The sequence below is a fragment of the Paraliobacillus sp. PM-2 genome, assembly GCF_001368815.1.
Taxonomy (GTDB): Bacteria; Bacillota; Bacilli; order Bacillales; family Amphibacillaceae; genus Paraliobacillus.
Map to the genome: position 1 here is coordinate 456,530 of NZ_CTEI01000002.1, position 17,261 is coordinate 473,790.

Genomic DNA, 17,261 nt, shown 5'->3' on the forward strand with positions numbered 1-17,261 from the left:
TCAACTGAAAAGTAAAAAGACCTACTCTAATTCAAATACGAGTAGATCTTTGAATAAATTAGCTAAATTCTAACAACCCTTGTAGTTCTTCTACATATTCTGTTGATCCAGTAACAACCAAATTATCACCTAAGCGTAATCGTGTATCACCGTGTGGCACAATTGAGTCATCCTCTCTAAAGATACGAACCATAATGACATCACCGGTAAATGGAAATTCTCGAAGCATAATTCCATCATAAACAGAATTATTCATCTGGATTTCATATAACGCACTTTCTTGATTAGTCAGAATGTCTACCACATTTGGTGACTCGATCATCGCTTTAAGCAATGTTTTTGTTGATAACAAGAAAGAAAACACCTCAACCCCATTTTCCTTTAATTGTTTATCAATGTCTGAAATTTCTGCTCTAGCAATGACACGTTCTACACCATTGTGCTTAGCAAAGCATGCGATATCTTTGTTAATCTCCTCATTACCAGTTGAAACAACAACAATATCCGAGTCAAATACACCTAACTCCTGTAATTCGTTTATTTGATAGGATTCTAACTCTCTTATGTCAAATACAGATCGAGTGATTTTTTCATCAATTTTATCCAAACGGGTATGGTATAAATGAGATTCAAATAATTCTTGGTCTAATTCACGAACAACAGGTAATGTAGCTTGATTAGAGCCAATAAAAGATACAATTTGTTTTGGAATTGCTTCTTCCTCGTGGATATATAATTTCTTAAAAAATGGAGGTGTAATAATACAAGTTAACACCGCAACAAGTATTAATGCACTTTCCATTTGGCTATCAATTACACCAATTCTCTCTCCAATTGCAGCAGCTGCAATAACCAATGATAATGTTGAAGTTAAAATCATTCCAGCCCCAACAACTGTCCGGGTATCATACCATTTTTTCAAAATGGCTACAGGTATTAGTTTAGAGAGTAACAAAGCAATTAATAGCAATGGAATCAACATTAATACCATTGGATCTCCAAATAATGACCAAAGATTAATATCTACACCAATCATTACAAAAAAGATAGGAATAAGAAAGCCATAACCGAAGCTATCCAATTTTTGTACCAAATCTTGATTCGGCGCTAGTAATGACACAAGTGCTCCTGCAATAAAGGCCCCTAAGATATTCTCAGCTCCAACTGACTCAGATAGTGCTACCAAAAAGATGATAAGTGTAAATATAGCTCTTGTTCCAATTTGAATGGTCCCTTTTGACATCGCTTCAAGAAATGACTGGTTTTTGAAATGTCTTCCAACAAAATATAATACAATACCTACCGCAAACAGAATCAGTAACAGCCACATATTCCCTGATCCATCTCCATAAATCGAGACAAATACTGCTAGTAAAATCATTGTTACCAAATCGGCAATAACTGCGATTAAAAGAATGGTTTGACCTACTGGACTTTTCATTGCATGTGCTTCTTTTAAGGTTGGTACTACAACGCCCAGTGAGATAGTGGAAATGATTAATGTCATTAAAAATACATTATCAATAAATCCAGCCAGTACAAACAAATAAGACATACCGAATGATAGTAGGATAATACCACTAAATACTAAAATCGCAATTAAAACTGGATTAGGACCGGTATCATAATCATTGCTACGCTTCTTCTTTTTCCTAGTAAAAAGAGAAAAATCAATTTCAAGTCCGCTCAAAAACATTAAAAAGATAAAACCCAATGTAGATAATGTTTCTAACCAATTACTTTCTTCAACTATATTAAAGCCGCTTTGTCCAATAATTAACCCCACAATAATCTCAGCAACAACAACTGGAATGACATTTAAACGCAATCGATGCATGAGAATTGGTGTAATGAAGGCGGCACTAATAACAATAACAAGCGAGCTAACTGACTCAGGATGTGCTTCCAATGTAGTCAACCTCCCCTTCTCTATTTTTGTCTCATTCTTATTGTAATAGTAAATTCATAAATGCGGTTGCTAAACCAAAATAAATCATAACGGATATAATATCATTTATTGTAGTAATAAATGGCCCTGATGCAACAGCTGGATCAATATTAAATCGATCCATCACCAAAGGAACTAACGCACCCGCAATAGTTGCCACGATTAAGGTAGCCATAATGGATATTCCGACTAAAATACCAAGATACAAGGAACCTTGCCAAACGTATACCACAATCGTTATCACTATCCCACAGGTTATTCCTGTAATCAAACCGGTCATCGCTTCTCGCATAATAATTTTCCATTTTCCTTGTTTTTCAATTTCACCTGTAGCAATCCCTCGAACCGCCACTGCAAGTGCCTGAGTCCCTGTATTTCCAGCCATTCCTGCAATTAAAGGAATGAAAATAGCGAGAATAGCAACTTTATCTAAAGTTGCTTCAAATCTGCCAATAATACTTGCAGTAAATAAGCCTAAGAATAATAAGATAATAAGCCATGGTAATCTTTTTTTCGCTGAAATAAGCGCGTTATCACCGGAACGTTCCATATCAGAAACCCCAGCTAACTTCGAATAATCATCATTTGCTTCTTGATCCATGACGTCCATAATATCATCAACAGTTATAATCCCTAATAAATGATCTTGAAAATCGACTACTGGTAACGCTAGAAAGTCATAGTCTCGCATCATTTGTGCAATATCTTCTTGATTTTCACCTACTGGCACAGAAACAACCCGATCACTCATGACATCAGAGATCAACCAATCACCTTCTGCTATAATTAAGTCACGTAATGAAATAACACCAACTAAACGTTTATCTTTGTCAACTACATAAATATAATAAATGGTTTCTGCTTCAGGTGCTTCTTTTCTTAAATGACGCATCGCTTGTTTTACTGTTTGCTCAGTATGAATAACAACAAATTCTGTTGTCATAATACTACCAGCAGTTTTCTCCTCGTAATGAAGAAGTGTTTTAATTTCCTCAGCAGCCTCTTGTTCCATCATAGTTAAAAAACTTGCTACCTTATTTATATCTAATTCATTTAATATATCAACCGCATCATCTGTAGCCATTTCTGCTAACACTTGTGCAGCAAACGTTGGATTCATTTCAATAATGAATTGCTCAGTGAGTTCTTCATCTACATGCTCCATCACATCAGCAACTTCTTCAGGCGATAAATAGGTGTAGATTAAAAATCGAATATCTTCTGTTTGTTCTTCGAATATTTTTGCTTGATCATATGGATGTATTTCTAAAAATTCCGCACGAAATTCATCAATGTGCTCATTAAAAAGTGCATCCTGAATTTTTTCCCACAATTGTTCTCGTTCTTTTTGCTCTAAATGTTCCATCTTTGTTCCCTCCTTTATCGCCTAGACCGTATTATAGTAATCGTCAACAAGTAATTTGTCAATTCATAAAGCTGAATCGATGAGTATAGTTATGCTTTACTAATTCTGTTGGATATTACGTGTAGTTGTTTTTTTAAAAAACAATACTTAAAAAATAAAACATTTTAAGGTAAACTAAGCAATAGAGTTTCATTTATTATTATAAAAGAAAAGAGAATGATGCACGATGGAAAAGAATACATCACCTAAAATAGATTATACATTAATTTCAATTATTATTTTGTTAGGAATAACTAGCATATTTACTTTATATACACTAGAGCCGTTTTTAAAAGAATCCTTTTATATAAAGCAACTTGTTTGGTATATAGGGGGTTCAATCGTAATTGGTGTCATTATGCTAATTGATTACGATCGTTTACGGCAGGTTTCTTGGATATTATACGGTTTTGGTGTTTTAATGTTAGTAATGCTACAGTTACATATTCCACCAGGGATTGCTAATGAAGTTAACGGAACATGGGGCTGGTTTGATTTAGGATTCATTTCACTTCAGCCAGCCGAATTTATGAAGGTTTTTTTGATCATTATATTAGCTCATATAATTGTCATGCATAAAGAAAAATTCAAAGCTTACTCTATGAAGCATGATTTATGGTTGTTAAGTAAAATTGCCTTCATTTCTTTTCCACCAATCGTATTAATTGCCCTACAACCTGATTTCGGAAGTGCTCTGGTGCTTGCTTCAATCGTCATTAGTACCATACTTGTTTCAGGTATACAATGGCGGATTATATTTTCATTATTAGGTTTAGCTATGTTGACCATTGGTTCATTAGTTATATTGTACTTAACATTTCCTGAACAAGTTGAGCAATTTGCTGAAGATAATAAATTTGGACATATTGAAAGTAGAATTAATGGCTGGTTAAACCCGAATAGCAACGCTCAAGGTGATGCGTATCAGTTAATAGAAAACTTAAAAGCAATTGGATCAGGACAACTGTCTGGGAAAGGTATAGGAGGATTTGAAGTATCTCACATACCTGAGCGACAAACGGATTTCATTTTTTCTGCAATAGCGGAACAATTTGGTTTTATTGGTTCGAGCGTATTGTTAATATTATTTTTTATATTAATTTATCGCTTAATTCATATCGGACTTCAAAGCAATGATCCATTTGGAACTTATCTAATCACAGGTATGATCGGTATGTTCACTTACCAAATATTCCAAAATATAGGTATGTCCATCAATTTATTACCGATTACCGGTGTTCCCCTACCGTTTATTAGCTATGGTGGTAGTTCAACCTTAACCTATCTAATCACAATAGGAATTGTATTAAATATTCATTATCGGACCAAAGTATATATGTTTGATTCATAAATAATTTAACAACGCGGAGGCTTCTATATGAGTATTGATATTATTGGTGATGTACATGGTTGTTATGAAGAATTACTTGATTTATTTAAGGAACTCGGTTATACAATAGAGGCAGATATCCCTACCCATCCAGAGGGACGAAAAGTCATATTTTTAGGAGATATTACGGATCGAGGTCCAGCTTCCATTAAAATGATTGAACTGGTATATGAAATGGTCGTACAAAAAAAGGTTGCTGCATATGTACCTGGCAATCATTGCAATAAGTTATATCGCTATTTCCGGGGAAATAACGTTAAAGTAAAGCATGGTTTAGAAACAACAGTTGCAGAATATAACAGCCTATCTACTTCTAAACAAAATGAAATAAAAGATAAGTTTATGCAATTATATGAAGAAGCACCATTGTACTTAGTGCTTCACAAATATCAAGCAGTTATCGCCCATGCAGGTATTCGTGAAGACCTGATCGGTCGTCAGGATAAAAAAACAGCGACATTTGTTTTTTATGGTGACATTACCGGTGAGACACATGAGGATGGTAGGCCAGTAAGGCGAGACTGGGCACAAGCATATCATGGGGATAATTGGATAGTTTATGGTCATACCCCAGTTAAAGAACCTCGTATCGTTCATAAAACCATTAACATCGATACCGGGTGTGTGTTCGGAAATAAACTAACAGCTTTTCGCCTACCAGAAGAAACAACTGTTAGTGTTAATTCTAATCAACCTTATATTGAAGAAAAGTTTAGCTATTTTGCATAAAGAACGTTCGATTTTGGTTCAAATAATTACTCCCAGCGAAAGCATTTTGCTCATTTCGCTGGGAGTAATTTTTGCATATCTGCTGGTAACTTAGAAGTAAATGTATGTTTCTCTTTCGTAATTGGATGGATAAATGATAAAGATACACAATGTAAGGCTTGGCGATGCAAAACATCTGTTTTACCACCATACAACTCATCACCAACTAACGGATGACCAAGATGTGAAAAATGAACACGAATTTGGTGCGTCCTCCCTGTTTCTAACCTTATGTGCAACAAAGAATCAGAATTTGTCTCTTCCAATACGTGATAATGCGTGATGGCTCGTTTCCCCGAAATATCTACCCTTCGTTCGATAATAGACGCTGGATTTCTGGCTATCGGTGCATCAATTCTCCCTTGCTTTTCTTGTAAATGTCCAGATACAATCGCTTGATACCGTCGTTCTATCTTACCTTGTTTTTGATCCATTGCAAGGATAGAATGACTAAGTCGATGCTTTGCTACTAATACCAATCCGGAAGTATCTCGATCTAGCCTAGTGACAATATGTACCGTAAAATCTATTTGATTTTTTTCATAATGATACAATATGCCATTGGCGAGTGTTCCTTTTGTATGATGAATGGATGGTATAGTTGCCATCCCTGCCATTTTGTCAATAACTAATACATCATCATCCTCATAGACAATATTTAAACATACTGGCTCTGCTCGCATAAACGATCCCCGATGTTCTTTAGGAAAAACAACCTCTACTATATCATTTTCGTGTAATACTCGGCGAACAGTCGCACATTCCCCATTTACTAACAGACTTCCAGACTGAAACTTAATTGCTTTAATAATACGTCGAGAAAACCCCTTTGTATCTTTTAGGTATTCTCTTAGTAATAAACCACTTTCTTCATTTGTTACTTGCCACTTCACTATTCTCTTCACCTTTTCATCTTTCTTATCGTTCATCAGATATAAAGGAATCACGAACCCGCTTCCAAAATGGAAAAGACCTAAATCTTGCAAATCGAATTTTTTCCTCTGCTACTTGGTATTCAATCGACTCAATATTGACTACACTCTTAGTAATATGATCGATCGTCAATAAGAAACTTTGGTTCTCCTCTACTGGTTTAAATTCACATACATGATGTTTTGGTAATATCAAAGGGGAGCCAATTGTTCGATATACTCGGTTATTAATGGATGACATCTCTGTAATTTGTACAGAAGCTAGAGAAGGATGAATAATCGCTCCACCCAATGCTTTGTTATAAGCTGTACTACCAGAGGGAGTGGAAATACACAGTCCATCACCTCTAAAACGTTCAAACTGCTCCCCCTTAATATTCACATCTAATACAACAGATCCTTCTACTTTTTTAATTGATGATTCATTTAAAGCTAAATATCGCTTCGATTTCTTGTTTTTTGTATGAATTGTCATAGCTAATAAAGGGTATTCCACAATTTGATATGGATTTTTTGCAATATCAATTACTAATTTTTCAATTTCTTCCGGAACCCAGTCAGCATAAAAACCTAAATGACCTGTATGCACACCAATAAATGCAGTTTTGTTTAATCGGTGGCTGTAATTGTGAAAAGACTGCAAAAAAGTCCCATCTCCACCTACTGATATTGCCAAATCAGGCGCTTGTTCATCGTATTCTAAATCAAAATCAGTTAAATATTGACGTATTAATGCTTTAATACTTTCAGATTTGTGATCACCTTTTGATGTAATAGAAAACTTCATGAGCTATGAACTGCCTCCTCCTTTATGCTTATGTGTAAGTTTGTATTGATTAAAAATGCGTTGTGCCTCTTGGACTTCATCTTTAATCATAGCCATTTCTTCATCTAATTGAAAAGCTGCTTCTGCCGCACGTTTTAATTTTGATTTAATATGTGATGGAATTCGGCCTTGGTATTTGTAATTTAAAGAATGCTCATTTGTTGCCCAAAAATTCATAGCTAATGTTCGAATTTGAATCTCCGCAATGACCTGCTTTTCACCTTTAATAGTAGCAACAGGATAACGAATAATCATGTGATAAGACCGATAACCACTTTCCTTTTTATGTTCTATGTAATCTTTTTCTTCAACAATCTCAAAATCATTTCTTTCTCGTAACATGGTAACAATCGTGTAAATGTCATCAACAAATTGACAGACAACACGAACACCAGCAATATCTTGCATCTCTTCTTCTATTTTATCAAGCAATATATTTTTCCGTTTTGCCTTATCAATAATACTTGAGATAGGCTTTACTCTTGCAGTAACAAATTCAATGGGGGAATGCTTAGACTCATATTCGTATTGTGCTCTTATCCCCTTTAATTTTACTTTTAATTCTTCAACTACTTGTATATAAGGTGCGAGAAATGTTTCCCAATTCAAATCGGACACCGCCTCCATGTCAATTAATTCTTATTTTATCATCATTGTATCATATGTTTGTTTAAAAGCATTATAATAACTTCATTACAGATTTACGCATATATTATTCGACATTTACTCAAGTCATCCTCTATACTAATATATAGCAAATAGCACTAGTAATCGGGAGTTGATCTAATGGTTCAAGAAATAGAAATGGAAAGTAAAAATTTATTAACTAAACAAGAGTATAAAGATCTAATTCACTATTTTAATTTAGATACAGAGGTACCAAAAAAACAAGTGAATTATTATTTTGAAACACCAGATTTTCATTTAAAAAATACCGGATCGGCATTACGCATTCGGGAAAAAAACGGGCAATGGACACTAACATTAAAACAACCTTATCATGAAGGCTTATTAGAAACGCATGATCAATTAACGGAAACAGAAGCAAAACAAGCGACAAACGATCAAATCATTGATAAACCAAATGTCGGAAAACAATTAAAACAATTAAAAGTTGATAGAACAACAATACAATACATGGGTTCCTTAGAAACACACCGCTTCGAGGTACCATATAAAAATGGACTAGTAGTTATCGATTTTAGTAAATTTAACGGTTATTCGGATTACGAATTGGAAATTGAATCATCATCTAAGTTAACAAGTGAAACAATAATGAAAGAGTTAGCAGAGATCTTGGATATATCCATAAAGCATACGCCAAATAAAATTGAACGTTTTTACCATACGTTACAAAAGTAATTTATCACGTAATCCTATTCCTTAAACAGATAAGTTGCCCAATTTCAAACAATGCTGTTAGAATAAGTTATTAGATAGAGTTATGAATAAATAAGTAGATAGGCTGTCACATCAAAAGTTTATCTTTCAATACACTGGTCAGTATTTATTGAAAAACATGGGTATCCTAAATGTAACTTGATACTTCAAATTTATATAACATCCAGATTTGTTGTTAATAAAGAATCCTACTGCTAACTTATAATTAAACAAAGAAACCACATCCTATGATGAATACACCTGAAAATGAGAAAGGAGAATCGATGTGAGCTGGAATGTATCTGGATCATCCGATCATGCTACGGCACAGTTTGGCTACTTTGATCTTCTTAGAAAACCAATAGAAATATATCTCTTTATTAATCCCTTATGTCCAGAATGTTGGTCACTTGAACCATTATTAAAAAAATTAGTGATGGAATATGGTCGATTTTTTACCATTCGTCCAATATTAAGTAATCAACTATCTACTTTAAACCAAGAAAAATTCAATAAGAAAGAGTTAAAAAAACAATGGGAAAAGACTAGCAGCTTGACTGGGATGTGTTGTGATGGTGATTTATGGCTAGAAAAACCTGTACACTATCCCTCTATTCTCCCAATAGCGATTAAAGCAGCAGAACTTCAAGGGAAAAAGGCAGGAAAGAAATATTTACGAAAAGTTCAAGAGTGTGCTTTTTTAAATAAACGAGATATCACTACTGAAGAAAATTTAATTGCCTGTGCTGATGAAGCACAATTAGACGTTGTAGAATTTAAAAAGGATCTATATTCTAACTCAGCAAAAAAGGCGTTACAGTGTGATTTAAAGTTAGTCAAAGAGATGGAAGTTGATTATTTTCCTTCTATCGTTTTTTTCAATCAAGCTGGTGATGACGAGGGATTAAAGCTCTCTGGTATATACCCATATGAAGTTTATGTGAAGGTACTAAAAGAAATACTACAGAAAGAAGTAAAACCTGTTGAAAAACCCTCATTAGAGGAATTTATTGCACATTTCCGCTTTGTTGCAACAAAAGAAGTTGCTGTTGTATTTGACTGGTCCATAGAACACGCAATAAAGGAATTAAAGAAATTACAACTAAAACAATTAGTCCATGAAATTCCAGTTAAACATGGATCATTTTGGGAATACGCGAAATAAAGTGGAGGATACTGTTACAATCAGCATCCTCCATTTTATTATACTTTTCAAAGAAACTGTTACCCATGTCTAGATTTAAACATAAAAAAAGCGAGTGTACATTAATGTACACTCGCTTCACCTAGTCTATTTCTAGACAAGGGGGGGATGGGAGAAAGTTTCAGGTCAAACAAAGGGGTTTTGTTTGTTAAACATCTCACATTTAGAATATACCAAGTATTTCTATGTGGTGCAATGGTTAGCTATGCGGTTTCACAAAAATGTCAAAGTTCTACTTCTGTTGTTCGATACATAAATTAAATTAAAAATTAGTATTTATTTCGTAATATATTTTTCAATCCAAAGGAGGTTGCACATTTGCGTCATTATTCACCTTGGATCTTTCTTTTTTTAACTTGTATTGCTTTTGTTGTTAATTTATTTGGATTAATGGAGCTCATTTCAAAAATTATTACCTTACCATTTTTATTTGTTTGTATCTATCTAACCTTATTTTCCTTCACTCATCGGCATACTTATCGTGGAAGATAAAACGGAGTTGTCTTTAACAGGCAACTCCGTCTTAATTTTATTGTTCAACTTTATCTAATAATTGTTCCATTTCATCAAGTTTTTCTTCAAACACCTTCAATGCTTGCATGATCGGTGTTTTTTCTGTCATATCTACCCCAGCTTGTTTTAATACTTCAATAGGATAATCACTACTTCCAGCCTTAAGGAAGCCAAGATATCGCTCAACAGCTGGTTCTTTTTCTGTTAATATCTGAGACGCAAGTGATTGCGCAGCAGCATATCCTGTTGCGTATTGGTATACATAATAATTATAGTAAAAATGAGGTATTCTTGCCCATTCTAAACCGATTTCTTCATCAATGGTAATTTCTTCACCAAAATATTTTTTATTCAGCGTATAATACATTTCGGTTAATTTATCTGGTGTTAAAGCCTCTCCGTCTTGTGCTTGTTTATGAATAAGGTGTTCGAATTCGGCAAACATTGTCTGGCGGAAAACAGTTCCTCTGAATCCTTCAAGAAAATGATTCAATAAAAATAATTTTTCTTTATCATCATTTGTCTGATTTATCAAATATTCATTTAACAAAGCCTCATTACAGGTAGAGGCTACTTCAGCCACAAAAATAGAATAATCGCCATAACGAAAAGCTTGGTTTTCTCGTGTGTAATAACTGTGTAATGAATGTCCCAATTCATGGGCTAAAGTAAATAAATTATTTAAGTTATCCTGCCAATTCATTAGGACATATGGATTTGTTCCATACGTACCGGAAGAATAGGCACCGCTACGTTTCCCTTTATTCTCTTCTACATCAATCCACCGGTTTTCAAAGCCTTCTTTCAATCTTGAAACATATTCTTCACCTAATGGTGCCAATCCTTTTAAGACATGTGCTTGTGCCTCTTCATAACTATATTTCATTGAAACATCTTTAATTAGTGGTGTATACAAGTCGTACATATGCAATTCTTCTACATCTAAAACTCGCTTACGTAAAGATACATATCGGTGAAGGAGATCGATTCGATCATTAATTGTTTCAACTAAATTATCATAAACTTTTTCTGGAATTTTATTATTATCTAAAGCCGCTTCACGAGCAGATTGATATTTTCTAACCTTTGCATTAAAATTATGTTTTTTGACTGCGCCGGATAATGTTGAAGCGAATGTATTAATAAAATTTCCGTACGTATTATACATTGCTTTAAATGCATTCTTACGCACTGATTGCTGATCGGATTCTAAAAAATTAAGATAGCGACCATGTGTTAACTCTACTTTATTTCCTTTATCGTCTTCAATGGTTGGAAACGTAAGATCTGCATTATTTAACATGCCAAACGTTTGCGAAGCATTATCCGTTACTTCAGATACTTCCGCTAATAGTGCTTCCTCTTTCTTTGATAACACATGATCTCGTCTACGGGTGATTTCTGCTAAAGCTTGACGATAGTGCTCTAATTTAGGAACGTCTTTAAAAAACTGCTCCAGCTTTGACTCTTCTATTTGTAAAATCTCTGGTACAATAAAACTCATCTTACTTGCAGCTAAAGTTAATAGGTTTTCTGCTTTTGCATTTAACGCTTGATAAAATGAATTCGTTGTGTCTTGATCATAGCGCATATGGGCATATGTATACAACTTACCAATTCGCTCTGAAATCTCATCCTGTAATACTAGCAAGTCATACAAGTTAATTGCTTCTTCTGCTAATTTCCCTTGATAATCCTGAATTTTTGGAATTTCTTTTTTTAATTCCTTTAATTCCATTTCCCATGACTCATCAGTCGAGAATATATCTTCTAAACGCCATGTTTTCTCAACTGATACTTGATCCCTTGTTTGTAACTTTTGATTTTCCGCTGTCATTTAAAAAACCTCCACTTCTTCTTTTTCGACCATTAATGATGGTAATCCAATTACTCTATTACTTACTATTATAACTTACTAATTAATATTCATGTGTCTTTTTCTATAATATAGCAAATTGTTTCATGATTAACTTATCCTGTTCAAGCGCTTTATCTAGGGATTCATACGATGTTAAATCCATTTGTAGTTGAAAAGTATCATGGCTTATCTCTTGGATATATTGGAGTTGTAATAATATATTTAAATATTCTTTGATTGGATGGTGTTTGGCATATACGAGAGGAAATTTGTAATCGGGAATCATGTACCGAGTTAAAAATTGTTGACATTCATAAAATGTGACACGTTTTTTCTTTAATAATAAATCAATGCATAATCTGCTTTGCCAATTCCATGGTGCAATCATCATTTTCCATTGACTAACAACTGGTAAATGAATAATGGAGGGTAAGGTAGTAGGATGATATCGATGTAAATACAACCATTGACGCCATTGTTTTTCACTGCTGCTTGGATGAGAACTGTTATATAATCGAAATTGTTTTTTTTCAACTAACCACAATGTGGCTCTCTCCTCGCTTGTTTTATTTGCTATCTTAAATAGATCAACAAATTTCAGTTGAGAAATGGGATGAAAGGATAAGTTACCAATTGCTGTTCTTCGCCCATTAAGCCAACTATTTTGATTAATAGCGAATTTTTTACTGTTCGGACAATAATAGAAAAAATAAGTTGGCAAGTTTGCTTTAAATTGATGAATGAAATGATGCTCTGTAGGGGTTAAATATAATTGTTGATGGTTGCGACGCCTCATTCGATTGCCGCCTAAAACCCAAATAGGAATGATACCTAGTTTTTGATAACCAGCTGTTCTTGAGATTAGTTGCTTTATTGGGATAGATGCACATTGAAATTCAATTGCGATCTTTTTATTATTGTGGAATAGAAGGAGATCAGGGCGTTGTTTAATTTGAGGTAAGTATTTTTCCAATTCGACATAATATCCTTGCGCTAGAAGCCAGTCATAAAGATCTATTTTTCCTTGTTCATGGTATTCACCTTCCCCTTGAGAAAAAGCACAAGCACTTTTTCGTTGGTGAGCAAAATGGGCAATTCTTTTATCGCCTATTCTTATATTTACCCTTTCTTTGCAGCATGGGCAATAAAATGGATGTTTTGATTTTAAGCTTAGAGCCACATCCCTTGATAATAATGGAAGTATAATTATCTGGCCATCTTTCGAAATTGCTTTAAGCATATATTCACCTTCCTTTGTTTTAATGGATACATATTCGACAAAAGATTGCATAATCCTTCTTAATCCAAAAAAAAGAAGCTGTCGTATAGACAACTTCCGCCATTGAAAGCTTATCACTTTTCTGGAAAATAGCTACGAATTTGTTCAAATACATCTTGATCAAAAATAACTTTACCATATTCCTCTAATAAATGTATCGTCTTGTTTGTTTCTTGTCCATATTCTAATAATTGACTTTCAATATCTGCTTGTTGGTCTTCATTTAAATATAAGTCATCAAATTGGACTAATAATACATATTTTCCTTGATAATGATATAATGTATCTTTTACTCCTTCTATTTCAATTGATTGATGACTTAACTGTATGACGTCTTCAAACTCTTCAAATTGAATAATTGAAATTAGATCTTCATCTATTGGATACAGCATATCTTCTTCTTGATCATTTTCCGATTCGCCACCAAACTTTTCATCAAGTAAAGACTCTATCTTTTCATCAATCGGTAAATCAAAAGTGCTTCCTGCTTCGGTAGGCAGTTCTAAATTCTGACCATCCTTTGAAAGTTTGGCTTTGGTAACAACAATTTCTAAACCTTTATCTAAAGCTTGAACTTGAATCCAAAGCGGACCGTCTATATTAAAATCTTCATCAGTATAATTCACTTCATCCATTACTTGCCAAAAAAGTTGTTCGCTTCTTTCACGATTGTACCAAATTTCTTCTCGATCAAATCCTCTATTTTCAATATCCATATATGATATATAGAATTTAACCGTGTTCTCATTTATTCTTTCGATTTCCATTTGCTTTTACCTCTCCCTTCTAAAATATATTAGGTGGAAGGGATAACTTCACCTATTATACCTTACCCGAATGAAATAGTACTTAATCATCTAACATGGATATAGATCTTTATTCTATTCTATGATAAATTAGTTGTAATTGAAAATAGATATGCCTAAAAAAATTAATTTTTATTAAAAAATATCACAATTATTTGACATGTTATTATATAAAGTTCTCTGTCAAATGTGGTGGTGTGGTTCTCACTCCACCATCTCTTTTATAAAAAGTTTATTATAAGCAATGCTTGTACCTAAACCGCAGGGGAAATACACTCGCTTTTTTTGCTTCTATTGATGCCTTGAAAGATCAAGGGGGCACCACCACATTTAGTATACAGCCAACATATATTTATAAAAAAAACGCTAACCCTAGGTTAGCGTTTTTTTGTAAATATTATGCTTCTTTTGTTGCAGGTAATGGATATACACTTACTTTTTTACGGTTACGTCCAACTCGTTCAAAACGAACCACACCGTCTGTTTTAGCATAAAGTGTGTCATCTCCACCACGTCCTACATTGACGCCTGGATAAACTTTTGTTCCACGTTGACGGTAAAGAATAGATCCACCAGAAACAAATTGGCCATCAGCACGCTTGGCGCCTAGACGTTTTGATTCAGAGTCACGACCGTTCTTTGTACTACCCACACCTTTTTTAGATGCGAAAAATTGCAAATCTAAACGTAGCATTGGTTTGCACCTCCTTATTTGTCAGAGATGGTAATATATTGACCATAATCACGAGCGATTGTTTCTAATGATACAATCATTCCTTCAAGTAATAATTGCACACGTTCAAACGTGACACCTGTTACTTGTGTAGGAAGCGTAACATAAAGATAACCACCCTCGCCACCCTGGTCAATAATTGGCTCAATCTCACAAAGCTTTATCATAGCATTAACGGATCCAAACGAGACGGCTGACACTGCTGCACAAACTAAATCATGACCAGCAGGACCACTCTCTGCATGTCCGCTCAACTCAAAAGCTGAAACTTTCTTATTCGATTTACGATAAATCGTAACATTAATCATATAAGTCAACCTTACGCATTGATTTTTTCAATCGTTACTTTTGTATATGGCTGACGATGACCTTGTTTACGGTGGTAGTTCTTTTTAGGTTTGTATTTGAATACAGTTACTTTCTTTTGACGACCTTGTTTTTCAACTTTTGCCGCAACTGTTGCACCATCAACGTATGGAGATCCGACTTTTACATCATCACCACCAACGAAAAGTACTTTGTCAAAAGTCACTGATTCTCCAGCTTCTGCTTCTAATTTTTCTACAAAAACTGTTTGTCCTTCTTCAACTTTTACTTGCTTACCACCAGTTTCAATAATAGCGTACATACTACCTGCACCTCCTTCAAAAACTCAGACTCGCCATACAGGTGTTGTAAAATACAACTTATGCTTTACCTGTTCTGTGCGGTTGTAGCAACAGGTGCTACGATGAATAACGTATTGATATTATCATGAATTAAACCAATTTGTCAATAACCCGATCCTTATTCTTTTCCATATACGATTTAATAAGATCTTGGGTTCCAACCCGTTTAATATGAAAACCGGTAACTCCTTTTGTTTTTTCAAAATAAATGGACTGTTTGATATTTATCTCAATCTTTTTCTGATCAATGTATTCATACCATAATTCTAGCACTTTTGGTTCCACTTGGATCAATAATGCTTCAACCTCAGATGTTTGATATTGATACAGTGTTCGTTCTAGGCTAAAAACAAAAGACAGTGGTGCATACGCAACTTTTTTCCTGTTCGGTTGTCCCCCTAATAATTTAGTAATAGAAGGAGCTTCTCTTTTCCTTGTTATTTCTAGTAATCCCAGTTTAGTGAATCCGTACACTACTGTTTTCATACGATCAAAAGCAAAGACTTTCCTCAATGCATGGATTACCTTTTGTTGTTCTTTTGTTGATTTCATATCAATAAAATCAATGATAATAATACCAGATAAATTGCGTAATCTAATTTGTTCTGCAATTGCTGTTGCAGCAAACAAGTTAGTTTTTACATGTGTTTTACCTTGATGATATCGATCTGCAAAACCACCAGAATTAACGTCAATGACAACCATCGCTTCTGTTTCCTCTATCGTTAAAGTTATACCATTCTCTAATGTGACAACTGGATGGAGTAGCTGTTTAAAAAGTTGATCAATAGTCATTGGCAATGCTTGTTCCATTGATTTTTTCCAATGAATCATACTAATCATTGTTGGAAATTTTTGTTTCAAGTGTTTACTTAGCACACTACTATCGACGTTGATTTGATTTATTTCTGATGGTGAATAGCTACGAATTACACGCTCTGCTACAGAGTCCTCAAAGAGAAGAGACGGGGCTTTTTTTGATTTAGCCTGATTGAATAATTGATTCATTTGAGATCGTAGCATGATGAATTCTGTTTTAATCACGTCATCCGCTACTTCTGAAGCAGCTGTTCGAAGAATAATTCCCTCTTTGCTTTCGATCACAGAAGCAAGCATTTCTTTTTTTGATTCAATCGCCAATGCAGTTAACTTTCTGGAAATCACTATATTATCACCATATGGCAAATATATTAGGTATTGACCAGGTAAAGTAATATTTGCTGTTAATCTAGCTCCTTTAGATTCATAAGCATCTTTCACAACCTGTACCAGTAACGTCTGTCCTTCTGTAATTAACGATTCGATTCGTGTGTCTGGATCAAATGGAAGTTCTTTTCGTTGTAAAAATCCATCTTGGTCTGCACCAATATCGATAAACGCAGCTTGCAATCCTTTCTCAACCTTTTTTACCTTTCCTAAATAAATATTTCCAACTTGCTGTGGTTGATCTGGACGATCAATAATCAGTTCTTTTATTTGAGTGTTTTCTATTGCGATTGCAATTTTTTCTGTTGTTTCATTAAAAATATAAAAGGAAACCACATACGATCC

Annotated in this window: 16 protein-coding genes and 1 other annotated feature; of the genes, 4 read left to right on the forward strand and 12 right to left on the reverse strand. The window is 34.1% G+C overall.

Features of this window, described 5'->3' with window-relative positions:
• Nucleotides 1-58: 58 nt before the first annotated feature.
• Nucleotides 59-1,909, reverse strand: a complete 1,851-nt coding sequence (locus tag BN1058_RS11145) for a monovalent cation:proton antiporter family protein (RefSeq protein WP_090857434.1) — start codon at nucleotides 1,907-1,909, stop codon at nucleotides 59-61.
• A gap of 37 nt (nucleotides 1,910-1,946) precedes the next feature.
• Nucleotides 1,947-3,314 (reverse strand): magnesium transporter, encoded by a 1,368-nt coding sequence (gene mgtE, locus BN1058_RS11150; protein WP_090857437.1) that lies wholly within the window; start codon nucleotides 3,312-3,314, stop codon nucleotides 1,947-1,949.
• 226 nt (nucleotides 3,315-3,540) lie between these two features.
• Here mgtE and BN1058_RS11155 point away from each other — a divergent pair, with 226 nt between their 5' ends.
• Both BN1058_RS11155 and prpE read left to right on the forward strand, forming a co-directional pair.
• Nucleotides 3,541-4,704, forward strand: coding sequence for an FtsW/RodA/SpoVE family cell cycle protein (locus tag BN1058_RS11155; RefSeq protein ID WP_090857440.1), 1,164 nt, complete (start codon nucleotides 3,541-3,543; stop codon nucleotides 4,702-4,704).
• Between the two features lie 27 nt (nucleotides 4,705-4,731).
• On the forward strand, nucleotides 4,732-5,472 hold the full coding sequence (gene prpE, locus BN1058_RS11160) for a bis(5'-nucleosyl)-tetraphosphatase PrpE (RefSeq protein WP_090857443.1): 741 nt from the start codon (nucleotides 4,732-4,734) through the stop codon (nucleotides 5,470-5,472).
• A 50-nt stretch (nucleotides 5,473-5,522) separates the two neighbouring features.
• Here prpE and BN1058_RS11165 read toward each other — a convergent pair whose 3' ends face one another.
• Genes BN1058_RS11165 through BN1058_RS11175 form a run of 3 tightly spaced genes read right to left on the reverse strand, consistent with a single transcriptional unit; the run spans nucleotide 5,523 to nucleotide 7,878 of the window.
• Nucleotides 5,523-6,440 carry an RluA family pseudouridine synthase gene (locus BN1058_RS11165; RefSeq protein WP_090858277.1) on the reverse strand — a complete coding sequence of 306 codons (918 nt, stop codon included), beginning with the start codon at nucleotides 6,438-6,440 and terminating at the stop codon, nucleotides 5,523-5,525.
• A complete protein-coding gene (locus BN1058_RS11170) occupies nucleotides 6,430-7,230 on the reverse strand; it encodes an NAD kinase (protein ID WP_090857446.1) in 801 nt (266 codons plus the stop codon). Before BN1058_RS11170 ends, BN1058_RS11165 begins: the two co-directional genes overlap by 11 nt.
• Before the next feature lie 3 nt (nucleotides 7,231-7,233).
• Nucleotides 7,234-7,878: a GTP diphosphokinase gene (locus BN1058_RS11175; RefSeq protein ID WP_090857449.1), complete on the reverse strand. Its 645-nt coding sequence runs from the start codon at nucleotides 7,876-7,878 to the stop codon at nucleotides 7,234-7,236.
• Nucleotides 7,879-8,055: 177 nt separating this feature from the next.
• On the opposite strand from BN1058_RS11175, the gene BN1058_RS11180 reads away from it, so the two are divergent.
• Nucleotides 8,056-8,631, forward strand: a complete 576-nt coding sequence (locus tag BN1058_RS11180; protein WP_090857452.1) for a CYTH domain-containing protein — start codon at nucleotides 8,056-8,058, stop codon at nucleotides 8,629-8,631.
• Nucleotides 8,632-8,935: 304 nt separating this feature from the next.
• Nucleotides 8,936-9,814 (forward strand): ClpXP adapter SpxH family protein, encoded by an 879-nt coding sequence (locus tag BN1058_RS11185; RefSeq protein WP_090857454.1) that lies wholly within the window; start codon nucleotides 8,936-8,938, stop codon nucleotides 9,812-9,814.
• Between the two features lie 568 nt (nucleotides 9,815-10,382).
• Here BN1058_RS11185 and pepF read toward each other — a convergent pair.
• The 7 genes from pepF to BN1058_RS11220 all read right to left on the reverse strand — a co-directional run bounded on the left by pepF (nucleotide 10,383) and on the right by BN1058_RS11220 (nucleotide 17,252).
• Entirely contained in the window at nucleotides 10,383-12,203 is a 1,821-nt protein-coding gene (gene pepF / locus BN1058_RS11190) for an oligoendopeptidase F (protein ID WP_090857457.1), read from the reverse strand.
• A gap of 103 nt (nucleotides 12,204-12,306) precedes the next feature.
• Entirely contained in the window at nucleotides 12,307-13,464 is a 1,158-nt protein-coding gene (locus BN1058_RS11195) for a competence protein CoiA (protein WP_176694505.1), read from the reverse strand.
• A gap of 113 nt (nucleotides 13,465-13,577) precedes the next feature.
• Entirely contained in the window at nucleotides 13,578-14,270 is a 693-nt protein-coding gene (gene mecA, locus BN1058_RS11200) for an adaptor protein MecA (RefSeq protein ID WP_090857463.1), read from the reverse strand.
• A gap of 436 nt (nucleotides 14,271-14,706) precedes the next feature.
• A complete protein-coding gene (gene rpmA / locus BN1058_RS11205) occupies nucleotides 14,707-15,003 on the reverse strand; it encodes a 50S ribosomal protein L27 (protein ID WP_090857466.1) in 297 nt (98 codons plus the stop codon).
• A gap of 14 nt (nucleotides 15,004-15,017) precedes the next feature.
• Nucleotides 15,018-15,350, reverse strand: a complete 333-nt coding sequence (locus BN1058_RS11210; protein ID WP_090857469.1) for a ribosomal-processing cysteine protease Prp — start codon at nucleotides 15,348-15,350, stop codon at nucleotides 15,018-15,020.
• Between the two features lie 11 nt (nucleotides 15,351-15,361).
• On the reverse strand, nucleotides 15,362-15,670 hold the full coding sequence (rplU, locus tag BN1058_RS11215; protein ID WP_090857471.1) for a 50S ribosomal protein L21: 309 nt from the start codon (nucleotides 15,668-15,670) through the stop codon (nucleotides 15,362-15,364).
• Between the two features lie 16 nt (nucleotides 15,671-15,686).
• Nucleotides 15,687-15,764: a sequence feature (ribosomal protein L21 leader region), on the reverse strand.
• 36 nt (nucleotides 15,765-15,800) lie between these two features.
• Nucleotides 15,801-17,252 (reverse strand): Rne/Rng family ribonuclease, encoded by a 1,452-nt coding sequence (locus tag BN1058_RS11220; protein ID WP_090857474.1) that lies wholly within the window; start codon nucleotides 17,250-17,252, stop codon nucleotides 15,801-15,803.
• Nucleotides 17,253-17,261 lie beyond the last annotated feature (9 nt).